The 25,698-nt window shown below is 62.1% G+C and carries 1 protein-coding gene; it reads right to left on the bottom strand.

Annotation, left to right across the window (positions count from 1 at the left end; genetic code table 11):
• Positions 1-83: 83 nt before the first annotated feature.
• Positions 84-25,688: an Ig-like domain-containing protein gene (locus tag IE123_RS00405; RefSeq protein ID WP_189513973.1), complete on the bottom strand. Its 25,605-nt coding sequence runs from the start codon at positions 25,686-25,688 to the stop codon at positions 84-86.
• Positions 25,689-25,698: the final 10 nt, after the last annotated feature.

Below are 25,698 nucleotides of genomic sequence, written 5' to 3'. Positions count from 1 at the left end.
TGACGGTGTCCGGCATCAGCTCCTGAAATGAATAGCGCTGCTTTATGGGCCTATTTCCCGCCGACAGCGCCCTTGCTCCTTTTCTAGCCATCCAGATTGGTCTTGAGATTGCCGTTATCCAGCAGCGCCTTGATGATCTCTGTATCGGAATTGCCCAGGGTGGTGAAATCCACGCCGCTGAACACGATCTTCTGGGTCACGGCGCCTCCGGGCCCGTCGGTCTTGATCTCGAGCGTCGAGCCGTTGCTGCTTGCTGTTCCCGGTGCTCCGCTGGCCTCACCCTTGACGAAGTGCAGGTACTGGGAGGCAAGACTTGCATCCTGAGCGTTGCTGCCACTGCCACCGATATCGAGCAGATCCGACAGATCGAGCACATCGCCGCCGCTGCCGCGGGTGAAGTCGGTGATTCGATCCACGGCCGGGCTGGCGCTGGTGCCCTGATCGCCACGCATCCAGGCAAAGGTATCGCTGCCTTCGCCGCCGGTCAGGATGTCGTTGCCGGAGCCACCCACCAGCAGATCATTGCCGGTACCGCCGTCCAGCAGGTCATTGCCTGACCCGCCGTAGAGACGATCGTTGCCGGCCCCGCCGCGCAGGGTATCGTTACCGCCATAGCCGAACAGAAGATCGTCGCCGTCACCGCCGGTGAGGATATCGCCGCCGGTCGTGCCGACCATCATGTCTGCCCCGGCCGTACCGCTGCTGCCGGAGGTCACATTGATGGAGGTGCCCGCGCCCAGTCCCAGCAGGGTATTGGTGCTGAGCGTGACGGTATGGTCGTCGCTGTGCTGGCCGCTGCCATCGACCGTGGCAAAGGTAAACTTGTCCGCACTCGGGCCGGCATCACTTGGTAACAGCCCCAGCAGAGACGTTGTCCGATCCGCCGGGTTATAGGTCAGCGTGGTGGGGTCAAACACCTTGCCGGAGAGCACATCATTTTCCGTGACTGCGGTCGTGCCGGAATAGAGCACGCCGTTGACGGGGATGGAGGTAATCACCACGCCCAGTCTTGCACCGCTTTCCGCATCATTGAATTTGCCAAGGCCCGGGAAGTCGATGTACACCACGTCATTGCTGATACTGGTGGTCGTCAGCATGACCGTGAAGTTCGACGCGGTGGGCGCATAATTGTGCGTACTGCCGGTGACATGCACGGCAAGCGTGGCCGTGGCCGTGCCGCCCTTGCCGTCACTGATGGTGTAGCTGAAGGTGTCATCGGCCGCCTTGCCCCCCAGCAGCGCACGGCTGGTCGGCCGGCTGGCATCCAGGGTATAGCTGTAGCTGCCATCGGCAGACAGCGTCAGCGTGCCGTAGACCCCATGGATGATCACGTTGCTGCCGGCCGTTACGGCAGCCGTGCTGCCGGCCGCAGCGTTGCTGACGCCGGTAACGACCAGCCGGTCTCCCGCATCGATATCACTGTCATTGGCCAGCACATTGCCGGTTGCCGTGGGCGTTCCTTCGGTACTCAACCCGACATTGCCGGCCGTGCCATACAGCATGCCGCTGCCCAGTGCCGTCAGCGCCGTCGGTGCCCCCAGCGCCCCGGTATTCACGTCCATGGGTGTGGCACGGTTGTCCGTGGTGATGATCAACAGACGACCACTGGCATCCTCGCCCAGCCCATACACCTGCGCCGGCATGGTCGCCACCAGCGTGGCCGTGGCGTTACCGCTGGTGGTCCTGATCGTGCCGTCACTGTTGATGGCAAGCTCATAGACCCGACCGCTTTGATCCGAGCCGTAAAGATGGCCACCGACGTACTGCAGATCGCCGCCTGACAGGAAGGAACTGTTGGCGACCTTTGTGACCTGAAGCGTCAACGGATTGATCTGGTAGATGCCGTTGTTGCTATAGCTGGCCGCCAGCAGCTGGCCGCTGGGCATCAGGGTCAGGGCCGCAAGTCCCAGCGTGCCGGCAAGCGTCCCCACCGATGTCGCAACGCCCGTGGCAGCGTTGATGCTGTAAAGCACGGTGCCACCTGATGTGGTCGAGTAGCTCACCCCATATAGCCGCCCGGGCGTGTTGCTGGTGGCAATGTCTCCAAGGGTAGGCAGGGCCGCCCCGGTGGAAGTTTTCATGGTGAGGCTGGTCTGACTGCCGGTGGTCAGGTTCCAGGCTTCCAGCGTGCCGGTACTGGTCGAGAGATAGACGACCTTCTGCTGGCCCTGTCCGCTGACCCAGGCGTGATCGGCCATCGCCACCGGCGCATCATTGACGCCCTTGATGGTGACCGAAATCGTCTGTCTTGAACCGTCAGCGGCTGTCACGGTGAAACTTTCCACCTTTGTGGCCCCGGCGCCGAGCGACTGCACCTTTGCGTTGTCCACGCTATAGGTCCATCTGCCGCTGGCATCGATGGAAAGCGAGCCCAGCGTATTGCCTACCGGTGCACCGGTGCCGGCCTGGAAGGCGACCGGCTGATTGGCGCTATCCAGCACCACAAGGGTATTGCTGCTGGTCAGCGTGCTGTTGGTGTCTTCCGTCACCGCACCGGTTGAATTCGATGCCGGGAAGACCAGCACGTTCTGGGTTACGGTGGTGCTTGCCGTACCACCATTCACGCCTACAGCCGTTGCGGTATAGAGCGTCGCGATGGTGCCGGTATAGCCGGCCGGCGGCATCAGGCGCAGGGTATCCAGCGACCAGCCGGTCAATGACACCTGCTGCGTCGTACTGGTAATCGCAACGCTATTACCGGCGGCGTCACTGAGCACGGAGCCTGCCGGCAGATTGGCAATGCTCAGCTTCAGCGTTTCTGCCGGCCCGATCGTGTCCGTCAGGGCTGCCGCAGGTGTCCCCAGCTCAATACGGGTACCGGTGACGCCCTGATCTTCCTTCACGGCATAGTAGCGATAGCCGCTGGCGTCGGTCTGCTGCGGCGTAAAGGGCAACGCGGCATTTGAAACCGCACCAATACCGGGATAAAGCGCGAAATTGGTATTGTTGAGTATCTGAGGCAGCCCGCCGTCCACCGCAACCGTCATGGCCAGGTTGCCGGCCCCGGTATAGTTGGTCATGTAGACCCCGACCGGGTAGTAGCCGCTGACCGTGGGCGTGAGGGTGGCGGTGTTGTAGGTGCCCCACGAGTTGAAGTTCTTGCCCAGCAGCGTCTGATCACCCACCGTGAACAGCAGCGTATCGTCGGAGTTGCCGGTAAAGCGGTAGCTGTGCCCGGCTTCCAGATACATCACGCCCTTGACGCTGTAGGCATCACCGGCATTGACGGTGTAGTTGATGCCGCCACTGACGGTGCCCTGCGTGGTCGGGGTTCTGTCCGCCATGAGCGTGGGCAGGCTTGCGGCCGTATTCCACGCCGTGGTGTTGGCCACCTGCTGATAGTAGGTGACCTCCAGCCCCAGACTGTTGGCCAGCGCTCCGGTCTCGACTGCGGTAAGCGAATGCTCGACCACGCTGATGACCGGCCTGTCCACGGCACCGGTGATGGTCACCGTGAGGGTGCTGACAGCCGTGCCCCCCTGGCCGTCGCTGACGGTGTACTGCACCGATGAGGTCTTGCTGGCCCCCTCGGTCAGGTTCTGGAAGGCCTGGCCCGGATCGAAGGTGTAGCTGCCATCGCCATTGATCACGAAGGTACCGCCACCGTTGCCGGCCACGGCAGCACCCACGCCGGCGCCCGCCCCGTTGACGGCCGCCACGCTCAGCACAGTGCCAGCATCGATATCGGTATCGTTGGCCAGCACACCGTTGGTGGCATTGACGGTGAGACGGGTATCCTCGTTGGTGGTGCCGGTATCGGGACGCGCGATCGGCGCGTCATTGGTACCCGTGATGGTGACCGTCAGCGTCGTGGTCGTACTGGCGCCGTGGTTGTCGCTGACGGTATAGCTGACCGTACTGGTCGCCGTCTGACCGACTGCCAGACGGTTGAAGTCCGACCCCGGATTGAAGCTGTAACTGCCATCGCCATTGAGCACAAAGACGCCACCATGGCTGCCTGTCACCGTGCTGCCCAGCCCCGCTGCAGTACCGTTCACCTGGGTAACGCGCAGCGTGTCACCGCTGTCGACATCACGATCGTTGGCCAGCACACCGTTGGCGGCGTTGACCACCAGCGTCGTCCTTTCACCGGTCGTGCCCGTATCGGCCACCGCTACCGGCGCGTCGTTGACGCCATTGACCGTGACACGAATGGTCTGTGTCGAGCCGTCGGCCGCCCTGACGGTAAAGCTGTCGATCTTCGTCTGGCCCATGCCCAGTGACTGGGTCGCGACATTGGAGACACTATAGGTCCACTGCCCCTGGGGATTGATGGTGAGGCTGCCCAGGTTGCCCTGTGCCGGCGTCACGCTGGCGGGATCAATGACGATCTGCTGATTCTGGCCATCCACCAGCAACAGCGTGTTGGTCGTGGTCAGCGTATCGGGCGCCTGATCTTCCGTGACACTGCCGCGATCAGGGTTGGCAGCAAAAACGGCGACGTTCTGCGTCACCGAGCTCGACGCCTGCCCACCGTGAACGCCGGTCGCCGTGGCCGTAAAGACCATCGGGATGACCCCGACAAAGCCTGCCGGTGGCAAAAGCTTCAGATTGGGCAGTGACCAGCCATCGAGCGACACCGACTGGTTGTTTGAAGTGATCGTAACGCTGTGGCCGGCGCCATCGCTGAGCACCGAGCCCACCGGCAGTTTGCTGGCCGAGATTGACAGCGTCTCGCTGCCGACCGTATCGGTCAGCGCTGCCTTCGGCGTACCCAGCTCGATGCGGGTGCCGGTCATCCCCTGGTTTTCATGCACCGGGTAATAGCTGATGCCGGCATTGACGGTGAGCGGTGAGAAGGCCAGCTGAGCGCCGACCAGCGCACCGGAGCTGCCGAAAAGACCGAAGTTGAGTGCCGAGAGCGGCAGCACCGAACCGCCATCCATGCTCAGCCCGATCGAGAAATTCTGCGCACTCGTTGAGGTATTGGCCGCATACAGCTCGACCGGATAGTAGCCGCTGGCCGTGGGCGTAAAGGCCACCGAGTTGTAGGTGCCCCCCAGTGATGTAGCGGCCAGCAGCGCCTGTCCGCCGACGGACAGCAGTGCTGCTCCATGCGTACTGCCGCTGAAGGTGTAGGTATGCCCGCCCTCCAGATAGATCATGCCCTGGCTTGCATAGGCGTTGCCGGCGGCAATGGAGGTGTTCAGTCCGGTCGAGGCCGTTGTCGTTGTGTTGGGGACAAGCGCACCCAGCAGATCGAGCTCGCCGACGCCCACGCCCACATTGCTGACCGTGGAACCGGTACCGGACAGTGTCCCGCCCACACCACCGACGAGGCCACCGAGCAGCGAACCACTGCCCCCGAGCAACGTACTGGTATCGGTCAGCAGCGTTCCGACGCCGCCAACGACTCCACCAAGACCACTGATCACCCCGCCCAGCGTTTGCGTCAGGGAGGCGGCCGCGCCGTGATAGACGTCGGCTACCAGGCCCAGCGAGCCCCCCAGAATGCCGCCGCTGCCAATACTCTGATCCACGACCTGAATGGTCGGTGCATCCACATTGCCGGTCACGGTGACAGTCAGTGTGGTCGACGCCGTACTGCCCTGCCCGTCGCTGACGGTATAGGTAATCGAGGTGGTCTGCTGACTGCCCTCGGCCAGTTTCTGGAATGCTGTACCGGGATTGAAGGTGTAACTGCCGTCGGCATTGAGAATAAAGCTGCCGCCGTGGCTGCCGGCTATCGTCTGACCTACACCACTGGATGAACCGTTCACGGCGCTGACGCTCAGATGCGCAGTGGCGTCCGGGTCGCGGTCATTGCTCAGCACACCGTGGGCGGCATCCACAACCAGCGAGTGATCTTCATCGATGGTGCCGGTATCTGCCGTAGCGCTGACCGGGCTGTTTTTGCCGATCACGGTGACCGTAATGGTGTGCGCCGTGCCATCCAGCGTGGTGACGGTAAAGGTTTCCACTTTTGTCTGGCCGGCACTCAGGTAAGCGATGGCGCTGTTGGGCACGCTGTAGACCCACTGTCCGTCGGACGCGAGCGTCAGATGCCCGAGTGTTCCGGCAGGCGCCGTCACGCTTGCCGGATTGAAGAGCGCTTCCCCGGCATCGGCATCACGAATGGTCAGCACACCACTGGTGACCAGCATCGGGTCCGTACTGTCGCTGCCCGTGCCCGGCAGACTGACCAATGCACCGCCGGGGGCACCGGTCAGATTGACCACGATGGTATGCACATTGCCCAGCAGATCCTTCACCATGAAGGTCTCGGGCTTCACCACGCCTGCGCCCAGCGATAGCGTCGCACTGTTGTTAACGTGATAGGTCCATTGACCGGCCGCATTGATACTCAGGCTGCCCAGATTGCCACTGCCTGATACCAGGCTGGTCGGATCCAGCGAGAGGTTGAGTCCGGTATTGAGCTGCCCGCCCTGAGCCAGCAGGCCATCCACGATGGGCAGACCTATCCGGGTCCCCTCGGGAGTGCCTACGAGATTGACCGTGACCTGATGCGAGTGGCCGCTGGTATCCGTTACATTGAAGGTTTCCACCTTGACCTGACCGGCGGCCAGTGTCGGCAGCAGGCCGTTGTCGATGCGATAGCCGATGTTGCCGGAGACATCAATCGACAGATGTCCCAGTGTGCCCAGCACCGGCAGGATGGCCGTGGACAGCAGTGACACACTGCCGAGCACGCCGCCGAGAAGCCCACCGATCGAGGCCACGGTGCTGGTCAGCACCGAGGTGTCACCTGCAGGCACCACTTCCGTGACAACACCGGTATCCTGACCGCCGATCACGGCCGGATTATTGATGCCGTTGATCGTGACCGTAATGTTCTGGGCGGTGCCATCAACGGTATAAACCGTGAAGTTCTCTTCGCGGGTCTCTCCCGCCTTGAGATAGCGCACCTGCTCGTTGTTGACCTGATAGTGCCACTGGCCATCGGGCGTGATGGAAAGCGTCCCCAGCGTACCGGGCGCCGCCTGGGTTCTTTCCGGTACAAAGGCACTCTCTCCGGTATCGACATCGGTAACGTGCAGCACGCCCGAGGTCGTCAGCAGCTGCTGGGCGGTCGAGTCGCCCGTACCGGTACCATTACCACCGCTTCCCACCAGATCGCCGGGACCGGCAATCACCGGCACGCCGCCGGTACCGACCAGATTGATCGTCACACTGTGCGTGTTGCCGGAGGCATCCACGTAATTGAAGACTTCGGCACGAACCTCACCCTTCGCCAGTACCGGCGCACCGCCACTGAGCAGGCTATAGACAAAGCGGCCGTCGACACCGATCGTCAGGGTACCCAGCGCGCCCAGCGCTGGAATGGCTGCACCGGGGTTGAGCGTCACGCCTGCCACGAGCGGCAGTTCGCCGGCCAGCTGCAGCGTGTTGCCCACCAGCCCATCAATGATGGGCTGACCGGCCACCGCACCCTGCGCCGTCCCTACCAGCGTCACGCTGACCGAATGGGTATTGCCCAGGGTATCGGTGAACTGGAACAGATCCACCCTGGTCTGTCCCTCGATCAGCGTGCCCAGGCTCGTGCGATCGATCTGATAGCTGAAGCTGCCATCGGTATTGAGCTTCAAAAGCCCCAGCGTGCCGATGCCGGGCACGACCGTGTTGGGCAAAACACCTAGATTCAGCAGTCCTGTCAGCGTGCCGGCCAGCGAACCGGTCACCGTATGCAGGTCCTGATGGGTGGTCCGCTCGGCGTCCTGCGCCAGGGTGATCGTGGCTTCTGTCACACTACCGGTCGTTGTCCCGGTAATGACCGGCAGATCATTGGTGCCGGTAACGGTCACCGTCAGGGTGGTGGTGCTGGCGTTGCCCTGATCATCGCTGACCGTGTAGCTGACCTGCGTGGTCGCCGTTTGCCCGGCCGGCAGATGGTCAAAGGCGTCCCCCGGCTGGAACTGGTAACTGCCATTCGCTGCCAGCACGAACTGGCCGCCGTTGGAGCCCGCGACCGCATGACCAACGCCGCCGGTTTCCCCGTTGACGGCCACCACACGAAGCATCGTATCGTCGCTATCACGATCCGTATCGTTGGCAAGCACACCATTGGCCGCATCAACGCTTAGCGTGACATCCTCTTGTGTACTTCCCGTATCGGCCTGTGCTTCCGGGGGCAGAACATCGACACGATAATCACGCGACGTTGTGGCATTGCCGACATTACCCGCGGCATCAGCATGCGAGACGGACGCACTGACCCTGTCGACGCTGGCATTCGCCAGCACCGAGCCCGGCACGGCCACACTGAAGGTGCCGCTCTGGCCCACGACCGTTGAGTAGTTCTGTCCACCGACCGAGATGGTGACCGTATCGCCGGGTACGGTGTCACCACCGGCGCGGCCGGTGATGTTGATATCGCGTTCGGCCTCGGCAGCATTGATCACGTCATCGCCGGCAATCGTGTCCAGCGAGATCGTGACAACCGGAATGGTCATGTCGACGCCGTAGCTGGCAGCCGTATTGGCCGAGCCAGTATTGCCTGCAGCATCGGTATGACTGACGTCAGCGCGGATCGCGTCATTCTGAGCCAGCTGACTACCCGGCACGTTGATCGAGAAGCTGCCGTCAGCGCTCACCGTGCCGGTGTAGGTCTGGTTACCAACCGTCAGGGTGACGATGTCACCAGCTGCAAACTCGCCGTTGACCGAACCGGTCACCGGAATATCGCGCCCTGCTTCCTCGGCATTGACGATGTTGTCACCAGCGATGGTGTCCAACGTGATTGAAAGCGCCGGTGGTGTGGTGTCGACCGCGTAATCGCGGATGGTCTCGGCGCTGCCGACGTTGCCGGCAGCATCGGTATGCGAGACGGAGGCCGACACACTGCTGGCGCCAGCGGCAGCCAGTAAAGAGCCGGGAACAGCTATGCTAAATGCGCCGTTCTGCCCTACGACTGTGGTGTAGTTTTGTCCGCCGACCGAGACGGTGACCGTATCGCCGGGTACGGCATCACCACCGGCGCGGCCGGTGATGGTCACATCCTGCGCCGCTTCCGCGGCATTGATGACATCATCGCCGGCGATCGACTCCAGAGAGATCGTGACAACCGGAATCGAGGTATCAACCGCGTAGCTGGTAGCGGTGTTGGCCGAGCCAGTATTGCCCGCGGCGTCGTTGTGACTGACGTCCGCCTGCAAGACGTCATTGGCTGCAAGTTGCGCGCCAGGCACGTTAATCGAGAACGTGCCATCGGCGTTCACCGCGCCGGTGTACGTCTGGTTGCCGACCGTCAGGGTGACGATGTCACCGGCAGCGTATTCACCAGATAGCGAACCGGTAACTGGAATATCGCGCCCTGCTTCCTCGGCATTGACGATGTTGTCACCGGCGATGGTATCCAACTGGATGGCAAGTTCCGGCGGCGTGGTATCTACCGCGTAGTCGCGGCTGGTTGTGGCACTGCTGACGTTGCCGGCGGCATCGGTATGCGAGACAGAGGCCGAGACACTATTGGCGCCAGCGGCAGCCAGTACCGAACCGGGAACAGCCACGCTGAACGCACCGTTCTGCCCAACAACCGTTGAGTAGTTCTGCCCGCCGATCGAGACGGTCACCGTATCATTTAACACGGCGTCGCCGCCGGCACGGCCGGTGATGGTCACATCCTGCTCGGCTTCCGCGGCGTTGATGACGTCATCGCCGGCGATGGTATCCAGCGAGATCGTCACCACGGGAATGGTCGTGTCGACGCCGTAGCTGGCTGCCGTGTTGGCCGAGCCAGTATTGCCTGCCGCATCGGTGTGGCTGACCTCGGCACGGATCGCCTCGTTCTGAGCCAGCTGACTGCCAGGCACATTGATGCTGAACGTGCCATCGGTATTCACGGCACCGGTATACGTCTGCTGACCCACTGTCAGGGTAACGATGTCACCCGCGGCGTATTCACCGCTGACCGACCCGGTGACCGGAATGCTCTGGTTCGACTCATCAGCGTTGACAATGTTATCGCCGGCAATGGTGTCAAGCTGGATGGTCAGCGCCGGTGGCGTGGTATCAACCGCATAGTCGCGGATAGTTTCAGCGCTGCCGACGTTGCCAGCCGCATCGGCATGACTGACCGATGCCGAGACACTATTGGCGCCGGCCTGAGCCAACACGCTTCCAGGCACCGCGACGCTGAAAGCACCGTTCTGCCCAACAACCGTTGAGTAGTTCTGCCCACCGATTGACACGGTGACCGTATCACCGGGTACGGCATCGCCACCGGCGCGACCAGTGATGGCCACGTCACGTGCCGCTTCTGCAGCGTTGATGATGTCATCGCCGGCGATGGTATCCAGCGAGATCGTCACCACCGGAACGGTCGTGTCAACGCCGTAGCTGGCTGCCGTGTTGGCCGAGCCAGTATTGCCTGCAGCATCGGTATGACTGACGTCAGCACGGATCGCCTCGTTCTGAGCCAGCTGACTGCCGGGGACATTGATCGAGAAGGTGCCATCGGCGTTCACCACGCCGATATACGTCTGATTGCCGACGGTCAGGGTAATGATATCGCCAGCGGCATATTCACCAGAGACCGAACCGGTGACGGGGATATCACGCCCCGCTTCCTCGGCGTTGACAATATTGTCGCCGGCGATGGTATCGAGCGTGATCGAAAGTACCGGCGGCGTGGTGTCAACCGCGTAGATGCGCGCGGTCTCGGCGCTGCCGGTGTTACCGGCGGCATCGGTGTGACTTACGGAGGCCGCGACACTGTTGGCACCAGCCGCAACCAGTACCGAGCCCGGCACCGCGACGCTGAACGCGCCATTCTGACCGACGACCGTGATGTAGTTCTGCCCACCGATTGACACGGTGACCGTATCACCGGGCGCCGCATCACCGCCGGCGCGACCGGTGATGGTCACGTCCTGCGCCGCTTCCGCCGCATTGATGACGTCATCGCCGGCAATGGTGTCGAGGCTGATGGTGACAACCGGAATGGTCGTGTCGACGCCATAGCTGGCTGCGGTGTTGGCCGAGCCGATATTGCCTGCCGCGTCGGTATGGCTGACGTCAGCACGGATCGCATCGTTCTGGGCCAGCTGGCTGCCGGGGACATTGATCGAGAAGGTGCCGTCGGCGTTCACCGCGCCGGTGTATGTCTGGTTGCCGACCGTCAGAGTGACGATGTCACCGGCAGCATATTCACCGCTGACCGAGCCAGTGACCGGAATATCGCGCCCTGCTTCCTCGGCATTGACGATGTTGTCGCCGGCGATGGTGTCCAGCTGGATGGCAAGTTCCGGCGGCGTGGTATCTACCGCGTAGTCGCGGCTGGTTGTGGCACTGCCGACGTTGCCGGCAGCATCAGTATGCGAAACAGAGGCCGACACACTACTGGTGCCAGTCGCAGCCAGCACGCTACCGGGCACCGCAACGCTGAACGCGCCGTTCTGGCCCACCACCGTGGTGTAGTTCTGTCCATCGACCGAGACGGTGACCGTATCGCCGGGTACGGCGTCACCACCGGCGCGACCAGTGATGGTCACATCCTGCGCCGCTTCCGCGGCGTTGATGACGTCATCGCCAGCGATCGTATCGAGGCTGATGGTGACAACCGGAATCGAAGTATCAACCGCGTAGCTGGCCGCAATATTGGCCGAGCCGGTATTGCCTGCCGCGTCGGTATGGCTAACCTCGGCACGGATTGCATCATGTTGTGCCAGCTGACTGCCGGGCACGTTGATCGAGAACGTGCCATCGGCATTCACCGCGCCGGTGTACATCTGGTCGCCGACCGTCAGGGTGACGATGTCACCAGTCACAAACTCACCAGAAACCGAGCCGGTGACCGGAATGGGCTGGTTCGACTCATCTGCGTTGACGATGTTATCGCCGGCAATGGTGTCGAGCTGGATGGTCAGCGCCGGTGGCGTGGTATCCACCGCGTAATCGCGGATGGTCGTGGCGCTGCCAACGTTGCCCGCAGCATCGGTATGCAAGACAGAGGCCGAGATACTATTCGCGCCAGCCTGAGCCAGCACCGAGCCCGGCACCGCAACGCTGAACGCGCCATTCTGACCGACGGTGGCCGTATAGCTCTGGTTGCCCACATTGACTGTGACGGTGTCACCAGCCACCGCATCGCCACCGGCACGGCCGGTGATGGCCACATCCTGCGCCGCTTCCGCCGCGTTGATGACGTCATCGCCGGCAATCGTGTCCAGCAAGATCGTCACCACCGGAACGGTCGTGTCGACGCCGTAGCTGGTTGCGGTGTTGGCACTGCCAATATTGCCCGCCGCGTCGGTGTGACTGACCTCGGCGCGAACCGCATCATGTTGTGCCAGCTGACTGCCGGGCACGTTGATCGAGAAGGTGCCATCGGCGTTCACCGCGCCAGTATACGTCTGGTTGCCGACCGTCAGGGTGACGATGTCACCGGCGGCGTATTCACCGCTGACCGTACCGGTCACCGGAATATCGCGCCCCGCTTCCTCGGCGTTGACGATGTTGTCGCCAGCGACAGTGCCCAGGGTGATTGAAAGTGCCGGCGGCGTGGTATCTACCGCGTAGTCTCGGATGGTCTCGGCGCTGCCGGTATTCCCTGCAGCGTCAGTGTGGCTTACCAATGCCGATACACTTTTGGCACCAGCGGCAGCCAGCACGCTACCGGGCACGGCCACGGTGAACGCGCCGTTCTGGCCAACAGTGGCCGTATAACTCTGATTGCCCACGCTGACCGTGATGGTATCTCCGGGCACAGCATCACCACCGGCGCGACCGGTGATGGTGACATCCTGCTCGGCTTCCGCGGCATTGATCACGTCATCGCCGGCGATGGTATCCAGTGTAATCGTGACGACTGGAACATCTTCCGCCACGCCATAGCTGGCTGATGTGTTGGCTGAACCTGTGTTGCCCGCCGCATCGGTATGACGAACGCCAGCACGAATCGTATCGTTTTGTGCCAGCTGGCTGCCGGGGACATTTATCGCGAAGGTGCCGTCGGCATCAAGCGCTCCGGTATAGACCCGGTTGCCGACTGTCAGGGTGACGATATCGCCTGCAGCAAACTCGCCGCTGACCGACCCTGTAATCGGAATAGACTGATTGGCTTCATCAACGTTGAGGATGTTATCGCCGGCGATGGTATCCAGCTGGATGGTCAGCGCCGGTGGTGTGGTGTCCACCGCGTAATCGCGGCTGGTTGTGGCACTGCCAACGTTGCCGGCAGCATCGGTATGCGAGACGGAGGCCGACACACTGTTGACGCCGATCTGAGCCAACACGCTTCCGGGCACGGCGACGCTAAATGCGCCGTTCTGCCCAACAACCGTTGAGTAGTTCTGCCCGCCGATCGAGACAGTGACGGTATCGCCGGGTACGGCATCGCCACCGGCGCGGCCGGTGATGGCCACGTCACGTGCCGCTTCTGCGGCGTTGATGATGTCATCGCCGGCGATGGTATCCAGCGAGATCGTGACCACGGGAATGGTCGTATCGACCGCATAGCTGGTTGCGGTGTTGGCCGAGCCGATATTTCCTGCTGCGTCGGTGTGGCTGACGTCAGCGCGGATCGCATCATGTTGTGCCAGCTGGCTGCCCGGCACATTGATCGAGAACGTGCCGTCGGCGTTGACCGCGCCGGTGTACGTCTGGTTGCCGACCGCCAGGGTGACGATATCGCCGGCCGCAAACTCGCCGCTGACCGAACCGGTGACCGGAATGGTCTGGTTGGCCTCATCTGCGTTGACGATGTTATCGCCGGCAATGGTGTCGAGCTGAATGGTCAGCGCCGGTGGTGTGATGTCCACCGCGTAGTCGCGGATGGTCTCGGCGCTGCCGATGTTGCCAGCCGCATCGGTATGCGAGACAGAGGCACTGACCCTATCGATGCCGGCATTCACCAGCACTGCCCCTGGTACAGCCACGCTAAATGCGCCGTTCTGCCCTACGACTGTGGTGTAGTTTTGCCCACTGATAGAGACGGTGACGGTATCGCCGGGCACAGCATCACCGCCGGCACGGCCGGTGATGGTCACATCCTGCTCGGCTTCCGCGGCGTTGATGACGTCATCGCCGGCGATGGTATCCAGCGAGATCGTCACCACGGGGATGGTCGTGTCGACACCGTAGCTGGCTGCCGTATTGGCGCTGCCGATATTACCCGCCGCGTCGGTATGACTGACGTCGGCGCGGATCGCGTCATTCTGAGCCAGCTGACTGCCCGGCACGTTGATCGAGAAGGTGCCATCAGCATTCACGGCGCCGGTGTAGGTCTGCTGACCCACCGTCAGGGTAACGATGTCACCGGCGGCATATTCGCCAGTTACCGAACCGGTGACCGGAATATCGCGACCTGCTTCCTCGGCGTTGACGATGTTGTCGCCAGCGATGGTATCGAGCGTGATCGAAAGTACCGGCGGCGTGGTGTCGATTGCGTAGGTGCGCGCGGTCTCGGCACTGCCGACGTTGCCGGCAGCATCAGTATGCGAAACAGAAGCCGACACACTGCTGGCGCCAGCGGCAGCCAGTACGCTGCCGGGTACGGCCACGGTGAACGCGCCGTTCTGGCCGACAGTGGCCGTATAGTTCTGGTTGCCCACGCTGACCGTGACGGTATCACCAGCCACCGCATCACCACCGGCACGGCCGGTGATGGCCACATCCTGCTCGGCCTCGGCAGCATTGATGACGTCATCGCCGGCGATGGTATCGAGGCTGATGGTGACAACTGGAACGGTCGTATCGACGCCGTAGCTGGCTGCCGTGTTGGCGCTGCCGATATTACCCGCCGCATCGGTGTGGCTGACGTCGGCGCGGATCGCGTCATACTGTGCCAGCTGGCTGCCGGGCACATTGATCGAGAAGGTACCGTCGGCGTTCACGGCGCCGGTATACGTCTGCTGACCCACTGTCAGGGTAACGATGTCACCCGCGGCGTATTCACCGCTGACCGAACCGGTGACCGGGATATCGCGCCCTGCTTCCTCGGCATTGACGATGTTGTCGCCGGCGATGGTGTCGAGCTGGATGGCCAGCGCTGGCGGCGTGGTATCGACCGCATAGTCGCGAGCCGTAGTCGCTGAACCCGTGTTGCCAGCCGCATCGGTATGCGAGACAGAGGCCGACACACTGTTGGCGCCAGCGGTAGCCAGTACAGAGCCCGGCACTGCGACACTGAACGCGCCGTTCTGGCCCACCACTGTGATGTAGTTCTGTCCACTGACCAAGACGGTGACCGTATCGCCGGGTACGGCGTCACCACCAGCGCGGCCGGTAATGTTGATATCGCTCTCGGCCTCGGCAGCATTGATCACGTCATCGCCGGCAATGGTATCCAGCGAGATCGTGACAACCGGAATCGAAGTATCAACCGCGTAGCTGGCCGCAATATTGGCCGAGCCGGTATTACCTGCCGCGTCGGTATGGCTAACCTCAGCGCGGATTGCATCGCTCGAGGCCAGCTGACTGCCGGGGACATCGATGCTGAACGTGCCGTCAGCATTCACGGCGCCGGTGTAGGTCTGATTGCCGACCGTCAGGGTGACGATATCGCCTGCAGCAAACTCGCCGTTGACCGAACCGGTCACCGGAATATCGCGCCCTGCTTCCTCGGCATTGACGATGTTGTCACCGGCGATGGTGTCCAGCGTGATTGAAAGTGCCGGGGGCGTAGTGTCAACCGCGTAGTTGCGCGCGGTCTCGGCGCTGCCGGTATTCCCTGCAGCGTCAGTGTGGCTTACCGAGGCTGAAACACTGTTGGCGCCAGCGGCAGTCAGTACAGAGCCGGGCACTGCGATACTGAACGCGCCGTTCTGGCCCACCACCGTGGTGTAGTTCTGCCCGTCGATCGAGACGGTGACCGTATCACCAGCCACCGCGTCACCGCCGGCGCGGCCGGTGATGGTCACATCCTGCTCGGCCTCGACAGCGTTGATCACGTCATCACCGGCAATGGTATCCAGTGTAATCGTGACAACCGGAATGGTCGTGTCGACGCCGTAGCTGGCAGCCGTATTGGCCGAGCCAGTATTGCCTGCAGCATCGGTATGACTGACGTCAGCGCGGATCGCGTCATATTTTGCCAGCTGGCTGCCGGGCACATTGATCGAGAAGGTGCCGTCGGCGTTCACCGCGCCGGTGTATGTCTGCTGACCCACCGTCAGGGTGACGATGTCACCAGCTGCAAACTCACCAGAAACCGAACCGGTTACCGGAATATCTCTACCGGCATCCTCAGCGTTGACGATGTTGTCGCCGGCGATGGTGTCGAGCTGGATGGCCAGCGTCGGCGGCGTGGTATCGACCGCATAGTCGCGGCTGGTTGTGGCACTGCCGACGTTGCCGGCGGCATCAGTGTGGCTCACCGATGCTGCAACATTATTCGCACCGATCGCAGCCAGTACAGAGCCGGGCACCGCGACACTGAACACACCGTTCTGACCGACGACCGTGGTGTAGTTCTGACCACCAATCGAGACGGTGACCGTATCACCAGCCACCGCGTCGCCACCGGCACGGCCGGTGATGGCCACGTCACGTGCCGCTTCTGCGGCGTTGATGATGTCATCGCCGGCGATGGTATCCAGCGAGATCGTCACCACTGGAACGGTCGTGTCAACGCCGTAGCTGACGGCGGTATTGGCACTGCCAATATTACCCGCCGCGTCGGTATGGCTGACTTCGGCACGAACCGCGTCATTCTGTGCAAGCTGACTGCCCGGCACGTTGATGCTGAACGTGCCGTCAGCATTCACCACGCCGGTGTATGTCTGCTGACCCACCGTCAGGGTAACGATGTCACCCGCGGCGTATTCACCGCTGACCGAACCGGTGACCGGAATATCACGCCCTGCTTCCTCGGCATTGACGATGTTGTCGCCGGCGATGGTGTCCAGCTGGATGGTCAGCGCCGGCGGCGTGGTATCTACCGCGTAGTCGCGGCTGGTTGTGGCACTGCCGACGTTGCCGGCGGCATCGGTATGCGAGACGGAGGCCGCGACACTGTTGGCACCAGACGTAGCCAGCACCGAGCCCGGCACCGCGACGCTGAACGCGCCGTTCTGCCCAACAACCGTTGAGTAGTTCTGCCCACCAACCGAGACGGTGACGGTATCGCCGGGCACCGCATCACCGCCGGCGCGGCCTGTGATGTTGATATCACGTTCCGTTTCTGCAGCGTTGATGACGTCATCGCCGGCGATGGTATCCAGCGAGATCGTCACCACGGGGATGGTCGTGTCGACACCGTAGCTGGCTGCCGTGTTGGTACTGCCAATATTACCCGCCGCGTCGGTGTGGCTGACGTCAGCACGGATCGCATCGTTTTGTGCCAGCTGACTGCCCGGCACGTTGATCGAGAAGCTGCCGTCAGCATTCACCGCGCCGATGTATGTCTGCTGACCCACCGTCAAGGTGACGATATCGCCTGCAGCAAACTCGCCGTTGACCGAACCGGTCACCGGAATATCGCGGCCTGCTTCCTCTGCGTTGACAATATTGTCACCGGCGATGGTATCGAGGGTGATCGAAAGTACCGGTGGTGTGGTGTCGACCGCGTAATCGCGGATGGTCTCGGCGCTGCCGACGTTGCCGGCAGCATCGGTATGCGAGACGGAGGCCGAGACACTGTTGGCACCAGTCGCAGCCAGCACCGAGCCCGGCACCGCGACGCTGAACGCGCCGTTCTGGCCTATCACCGTGGTGTAGTTCTGCCCACCGACCGAGACGGTGACCGTATCACCAGCCACTGCATCACCACCGGCACGGCCGGTGATGGCCACGTCCTGCGCTGCTTCCGCGGCGTTGATGATGTCATCGCCGGCAATGGTATCCAGCGAGATCGTGACAACCGGAATGGTCGTGTCGACGCCGTAGCTGACGGCGGTATTGGCGCTGCCAATATTACCCGCCGCGTCGGTGTGGCTGACCTCGGCACGGATCGCATCGTTCTGGGCCAGCTGACTGCCCGGCACGTTGACCGAGAAGGTGCCATCGGCGTTGACCGCACCGGTGTAGGTCTGCTGCCCCACAGTCAGAGTGACGATGTCACCGGCAGCGTATTCACCGCTGACCGCCCCGATGACCGGAATGGTCTGATTCGACTCATCAGCGTTGACAATGTTATCGCCGGCAATGGTGTCAAGCTGGATGGTCAGCGCCGGTGGCGTGGTATCAACCGCATAGTCGCGGATAGTTTCAGCGCTGCCGACGTTGCCAGCCGCATCGGCATGACTGACCGATGCCGAGACACTATTGGCGCCGGCCTGAGCCAACACGCTTCCGGGCACCGCGACGCTGAAAGCACCGTTCTGCCCAACAACCGTTGAGTAGTTCTGTCCACCGACCGAGACGGTGACCGTATCACCAGCCACCGCGTCGCCACCGGCACGGCCGGTGATAGCCACATCCTGCTCGGCCTCGGCAGCATTGATCACGTCATCGCCGGCAATCGTGTCGAGGCTGATGGTGACAACCGGAATGTTCGTATCGACGCCGTAGCTGGCAGCCGTATTGGCGCTGCCAATATTGCCTGCAGCATCGGTATGACTGACGTCAGCACGGATCGCATCAAACTGGGCCAGCTGGCTGCCCGGCACGTTGATGCTGAACGTGCCGTCGGCGTTCACCGCACCGGTGTACGTCTGCTGACCGACCGTCAGGGTGACGATGTCACCAGTCACAAACTCACCAGAAACCGAGCCGGTGACCGGAATGGTCTGGTTCGATCCGTCAGCGTTGACGATGTTATCGCCAGCGATGGTGTCCAGCTGGATGGTCAGCGCCGGCGGTGTAGTATCTACCGCATAGTCGCGGCTGGTTGTGGCACTGCCGACGTTGCCGGCAGCATCAGTATGCGAAACAGAGGCCGACACACTGCTGGTGCCAGCGGCAGCCAGTACGCTGCCGGGCACGGCCACGGTGAACGCGCCGTTCTGGCCAACAACCGTTGAATAGTTCTGACCACCGATCGACACGGTGACCGTATCGCCGGGTACGGCGTCACCACCAGCACGGCCGGTGATGTTAATGTCACGTTCCGCTTCTGCAGCGTTGATGACGTCATCGCCGGCAATGGTATCCAGCGAGATCGTGACAACCGGAATGGTTGTGTCGACGCCGTAGCTGGCTGCCGTATTGGCCGAGCCAGTATTGCCTGCGGCATCGGTGTGACTGACGTCAGCACGAATCGCATCGTTTTGTGCCAGCTGGTTGCCGGGCACGTTGATCGAGAAGGTGCCATCGGCGTTGACCGCGCCGGTGTACGTCTGGTTGCCGACCGTCAGGGTGACAATGTCACCGGCGGCATATTCGCCAGTTACCGAACCGGTGACCGGAATATCGCGCCCTGCTTCCTCGGCATTGACGATGTTGTCACCGGCGATGGTATCCAGCTGGATGACAAGTTCCGGCGGCGTGGTATCGACGGCATAGTTGCGCGCGGTCTCGGCACTGCCGGTATTTCCTGCCACGTCAGTGTGACTTACGGAGGCCGACACACTGCTGGCGCCAGCGGCAGCCAGCACGCTGCCGGGTACGGCCACAGTGAACGCGCCGTTCTGGCCGACGACCGTGGTGTAGTTCTGGCCACTGACCGAGATGGTCACCGTATCGCCGGGTACGGCGTCACCACCGGCGCGGCCGGTGATGGCCACATCCTGCGCTGCTTCCGCGGCGTTGATGACATCATCGCCGGCAATAGTATCGAGGCTGATGGTGACAACCGGAATGGTCGTGTCGACGCCGTAGCTGACAGCGGTATTGGCGCTGCCAATATTACCCGCCGCGTTGGTATGGCTGACGTCAGCGCGGATCGCATCATGTTGTGCCAGCTGGCTGCCCGGTACGTTGATGCTGAACGTGCCGTCAGCATTCACCGCGCCGGTGTAGGTCTGCCGACCCACCGTCAGGGTGACGATGTCACCGGCGGCGTACTCGCCCATGACCGAACCGGTCACCGGAATATCGCGACCCGCTTCCTCGGCATTGACAATGTTGTCGCCGGCGATGGTATCGAGCTGGATGGTCAGCGCCGGCGGCGTGGTATCCACCGCGTAATCGCGGATGGTCGTGGCGCTGCCAACGTTGCCCGCAGCATCGGTATGCGAGACAGAGGCCGAGACACTATTGGCGCCAGCGGCAGCCAGTACCGAGCCGGGAACAGCCACGCTAAATGCGCCGTTCTGCCCAACAACCGTTGAATAGTTCTGCCCGCCGATCGAAACAGTGACCGTATCGCCGGGTACGGCGTCACCACCGGCCCAGCCGGTGATGGTCACATCCTGCGCTGCTTCCGCGGCGTTGATGACGTCATCGCCGGCAATCGTGTCCAGCGAAATCGTGACAACCGGAATGGTCGTGTCGACGCCGTAGCTGGCTGCGGTGTTGGCCGAGCCGATATTGCCTGCCGCGTCGGTGTGGCTGACGTCAGCGCGGATCGCCTCGTTCTGGGCCAGCTGACTGCCCGGCACGTTGATGCTGAACGTGCCGTCGGCGTTCACCGCACCGGTGTACGTCTGGTCACCGACCGTCAGGGTGACGATGTCACCAGTCACAAACTCACCAGAAACCGAGCCGGTGACCGGAATGGTCTGGTTCGATTCATCAGCGTTGACGATGTTATCGCCAGCGATGGTGTCCAGCTGGATGGCAAGCGCCGGCGGTGTAGTATCTACCGCATAGTCGCGGCTGGTTTCAGCGCTGCCGACGTTGCCAGCCGCATCGGCATGGCTGACCGATGCCGAAACACTATTCGCGCCGGTCGTAGCCAATATAGAGCCCGGCACCGCGACACTGAACGCGCCGTTTTGACCGACGATGGCCGTATAGCTCTGGTTGCCCACGCTGACCGTGACGATGTCACCAAGTGCAGCATCACCACCGGCGCGGCCGGTAATGGTGACATTCTGCGCCGCTTCCGCAGCGTTGATGACGTCGTCGCCCGCGATCGACTCCAGCGAAATCGTCACCACCGGAATGGTCGTGTCGACGCCGTAGCTGGTTGCGGTGTTGGCCGAGCCCAAGTTGCCTGCGGCATCAGTGTGGCTGACGTCAGCGCGGATCGCCTCGTTCTGGGCCAGCTGACTGCCCTGCACGTTGATCGAGAAGCTGCCGTCAACGCTCACCGCGCCGGTGTACGTCTGATTGCCGACCGTCAGGGTAACGATGTCACCCGCGACATATTCACCAGTTACCGAACCGGTGACCGGAATGGTCTGGTTGGCCTCATCTGCGTTGACGATGTTATCGCCGGCAATGGTGTCGAGCTGGATGGTCAGCGCCGGTGGTGTGGTGTCCACCGCGTAATCGCGTGCCGTAGTCGCTGAACCCGTGTTACCGGCCGCATCAGTATGCGAGACAGACGCACTAACCCTATCGACGCCGGCATTCGCCAGTACCGAGCCCGGCACCAAGACACTGAACGCACCGTTCTGACCGACGACCGTGGTGTAATTCTGACCACCGACCGAGACGGTGACGGTATCACCGGCCACGGCATCGCCGCCGGCGCGGCCGGTGATGACCACGTCCTGCACCGCTTCTGCAGCGTTGATGATGTCATCGCCGGCAATCGTGTCCAGCAAGATCGTCACCACCGGAACGGTCGTGTCGACGCCGTAGCTGGTTGCGGTGTTGGCACTGCCAATATTGCCCGCCGCGTCGGTGTGACTGACCTCGGCGCGAACCGCATCATGTTGTGCCAGCTGACTGCCGGGGACATTGATCGAGAAGGTGCCATCGGCATTGACCGCACCGGTATAGGTCTGCTGACCCACCGTCAGGGTGACGATATCGCCTGTAGCAAACTCACCAGAAACCGAACCGGTTACCGGAATATCGCGACCGGCCTCCTCAGCGTTGACGATGTTGTCGCCGGCGATGGTGTCGAGCTGGATGGTCAGCGCTGGTGGTGTGGTGTCCACCGCGTAATCGCGGATGGTCTCGGTGCTGCCGATGTTGCCAGCCGCATCGGTATGCGAGACGGAGGCCGACACACTGCTGGCGCCAGCGGCAGCCAGTACGCTGCCGGGTACCGCGACGCTGAACGCGCCGTTCTGACCCACCACCGTTGAGTAGTTTTGTCCGCCGACCGAGACGGTGACCGTATCGCCAAGCGCCGCATCGCCACCGGCGCGGCCGGTGATGGCCACATCCTGCTCGGCTTCCGCCGCGTTGATGACATCATCTTCGGCAATCGTGTCCAGCGAGATCGTGACAACCGGAATGGTCGTGTCGACGCCGTAGCTGGCTGCGGTGTTGGCACTGCCAATATTGCCCGCCGCATCGGTATGGCTGACATCAGCGCGGACCGCATCGTTTTGTGCCAGCTGACTGCCCGGCACATTGATCGAGAACGTGCCATCGGCGTTGACCGCACCGGTGTACGTCTGATTGCCCACGGTCAGGGTAACGATATCGCCGGCGGCATATTCACCAGAGACCGAGCCGGTGACCGGAATATCGCGGCCTGCTTCCTCGGCGTTGACAATATTGTCACCGGCGATGGTATCGAGGGTGATCGAAAGTACCGGCGGTGTGGTGTCGACCGCGTAGTCACGGCTGATCGTGGTGCTGCCAACGTTGCCAGCAGCATCGGTATGCGAGACGGACGCACTGACCCTGTCGGCGCCGGCATTCGCCAACACCGCCCCCGGTACCGCGACACTGAACGCGCCGTTCTGGCCTATCACCGTGGTGTAGTTCTGCCCACCGACCGAGACGGTGACCGTATCACCAGCCACTGCATCACCACCGGCACGGCCGGTGATGGCCACGTCACGTGCCGCTTCTGCGGCGTTGATGACGTCATCGTCCGCAATGGTATCCAGCGAGATCGTGACAACCGGAATGATCGTGTCGACGCCGTAGCTGGCTGCCGTATTGGCACTGCCAATATTGCCCGCCGCATCGGTATGGCTAGCGTCAGCGCGGATCGCGTTATTCTGTGCCAGCTGACTGCCGGGCACATTGATCGAGAAGGTGCCGTCGGCATTGACCGCGCCGGTGTACGTCTGGTTGTCAACCGTCAGGGTGACGATGTCACCGGCGGCATATTCGCCAGTTACCGACCCGGTGACCGGAATATCTCTGCCGGCCTCCTCGGCATTGACGATGTTGTCGCCGGCGATGGTATCGAGCTGGATGGTCAGCGCCGGCGGCGTGGTATCCACCGCGTAGTTGCGCGCGGTCTCGGCGCTGCCGGTGTTACCGGCGGCATCGGTGTGACTTACGGAGGCCGCGACACTGTTGGCGCCAGCGGCAGCCAGCACGCTACCGGGCACGGCCACGGTGAACGCGCCGTTCTGGCCAACAGTGGCCGTATAACTCTGATTGCCCACGCTGACCGTGATGGTATCTCCGGGCACAGCATCACCACCGGCGCGACCAATAATGGTGACATCCTGCGTCGCTTCCGCGGCGTTGATGACATCATCGCCAGCGATCGTGTCGAGGCTGATGGTGACAACCGGAAGGATTGTATCGACCGAATAGCTGGTTGCGGTGTTGGCACTGCCAGTATTGCCCGCCGCGTCGGTGTGGCTGACCTCGGCACGGATCGCATCATGTTGTGCCAGCTGACTTCCAGGCACGTTGATGCTGAACGTGCCGTCGGCGTTCACCGCACCGGTGTACGTCTGGTCACCGACCGTCAGGGTGACGATGTCACCAGTCACAAACTCACCAGAAACCGAACCGGTGACGGGGATATCACGCCCCGCTTCCTCGGCGTTGACAATATTGTCGCCGGCGATGGTGTCCAGCGTGATCGACAGCGCCGGAGGTGTAGTATCTACCGCATAGTCGCGGCTGGTTGTGGCACTGCCAACGTTGCCGGCAGCATCGGTATGCGAGACGGAGGCCGAGACATTGTTGGCGCCAGCGGCAGCCAGCACGCTGCCGGGTACCGCCACGCTGAACGCACCGTTCTGCCCAACAACTGTTGAGTAGTTCTGCCCGCCAATCGAGACGGTGACCGTATCACTAGGCACGGCGTCGCCGCCGGCGCGGCCGGTGATGTTGATATCGCGTTCGGCCTCGGCAGCATTGATCACGTCATCGCCGGCGATCGTATCCAGAGAGATCGTGACAACCGGAATCGAGGTATCAACCGCGTAGCTGGTAGCGGTGTTGGCCGAGCCCAAGTTGCCTGCGGCATCGGTGTGGCTGACGTCCGCCTGCAAGACGTTATCGGCTGCAAGTTGCGCGCCAAGCACGTTAATCGAGAACGTGCCGTCGGCGTTCACCTCACCGGTGTAGGTCTGATTGCCAACCGCCAGGGTGACGATGTCACCGGCAGCATATTCGCCAGAGACCGACCCGGTGACCGGAATATCACGTCCCGCTTCCTCGGCATTGACGATGTTGTCGCCGGCGATGGTATCGAGCTGGATGGCAAGTTCCGGCGGCGTAGCGTTGACCGCGTAGTCACGGGAGGTAGTGGCTGAACCGATGTTACCTGCAGCGTCGCGATGGGATATACCCGCGGTTACCGCGTCCGCCTGCGCCAGCACCGAGCCGGGAACGGAGATCGAGAAAACGCCATCCGTACCCACGACAGTGGTGTAATTCTGCGACCCGATTGAAATTGTCACAGGATCACCCGCTACCGCGTCACCTCCGGCCACGCCTGTAAGGGTGATGTTCTGTCCGGACTCGCTAGCGTTGAGGACATCATCGCCGGCGATGGCATCCAGCGAAATCGACACCACTGGTGCGTTGAGACTTGTTGTATAGGCATGAGTGGTCGTTGCCGTACTGACCCCACTGCCATAGGCATGGCTGATGGTCGCAATGACAGTATCGCTACTGGCCAGAATGTCCCCCGGCACAGCAATACTGAAGGAGAAAGACTCATCCACAAGCGTCATATAAGCATGATCGCCGATGGTAATGGTCACTGTATCTCCTGCAATTGCGTTACCACCCACCGTGCCACTGATGGTTAAACTGCTACGCGCCTCGTCGGCATTGATGATGTCATCGTCTGCGACCGTATTTAGAGCAATAGTGACCGCTGGTGTAGCCGTACCTCCGCCGATATTCGGATCGGTTGGCGTAGCTGTACCGCCGCCGGTATTGGGATCGGTCGGTGTAGTCGTACCACCACCGGTATTGGGATCGGTCGGTGTGGTCTTACCGCCGCCGGTATTGGGATCGGTCGGTGTAGTCGTACCACCACCGGTATTGGGATCAGTCGGCGTGGTCGTGCCGCCACCGGTATTGGGGTCGGTCGGCGTAGTCGTACTGCCACCGGTGGCCGGGGAAGTCGGCGGAGCGGTATTATCCGCATCAGGATTATCGGCAAATCCCGAGGATGTGGAAGGTGTTCGTGTTGTACCGGGATCGTTAAAATTGGCGCTATAACGATATTCGGTTTGCTGCTCTCGGCCGCTACGATCAACGTCAAAGGCCTGAGAGAAACCACCCCCATCTGAAAGACTGCCACCACCGCCGTCCTGAGAGGCACCAGCGGCCGGCGCTTGCTGTATTTCGGTCGGATCCTGTCCGGCAGCAATGGCTGCCTGTAGCGCGGCAATATCAGGGTCAACGTCTGTCGGCTGCTGTACAACGACAAGCTCCGGCACACCCTCCGTACCGATCAATGTTGCGGCCTGACCGGCACTCAGGCTCAGCACGGTACCATCAGCCAGAATAACACGGCCGCCATCGGCTGCCATCAATACTGCATTTTCCGGCAACACCATCCCCTGGGCGACCAGTTTACGCGGATCAAGCAGAAGCACTACGCCGTCAACACGCGCAACAGTATAAGCAGCCATAACGTTCGTC

This window comes from Kushneria pakistanensis (assembly GCF_014652795.1).
In the GTDB taxonomy this organism is placed as follows: Bacteria; Pseudomonadota; Gammaproteobacteria; order Pseudomonadales; family Halomonadaceae; genus Kushneria; species Kushneria pakistanensis.
The sequence above is the reverse complement of the archived record's forward strand: the minus strand, read 5'-3'. Positions and strand labels throughout refer to the sequence as shown.

What these genes read in the sequence shown, in the direction of transcription:
- IE123_RS00405 (WP_189513973.1), bottom strand. Translation starts at nt 25,688, where the DNA reads ATGGCTGCTTATACTGTTGCGCGTGTTGACGGCGTAGTGCTTCTGCTT.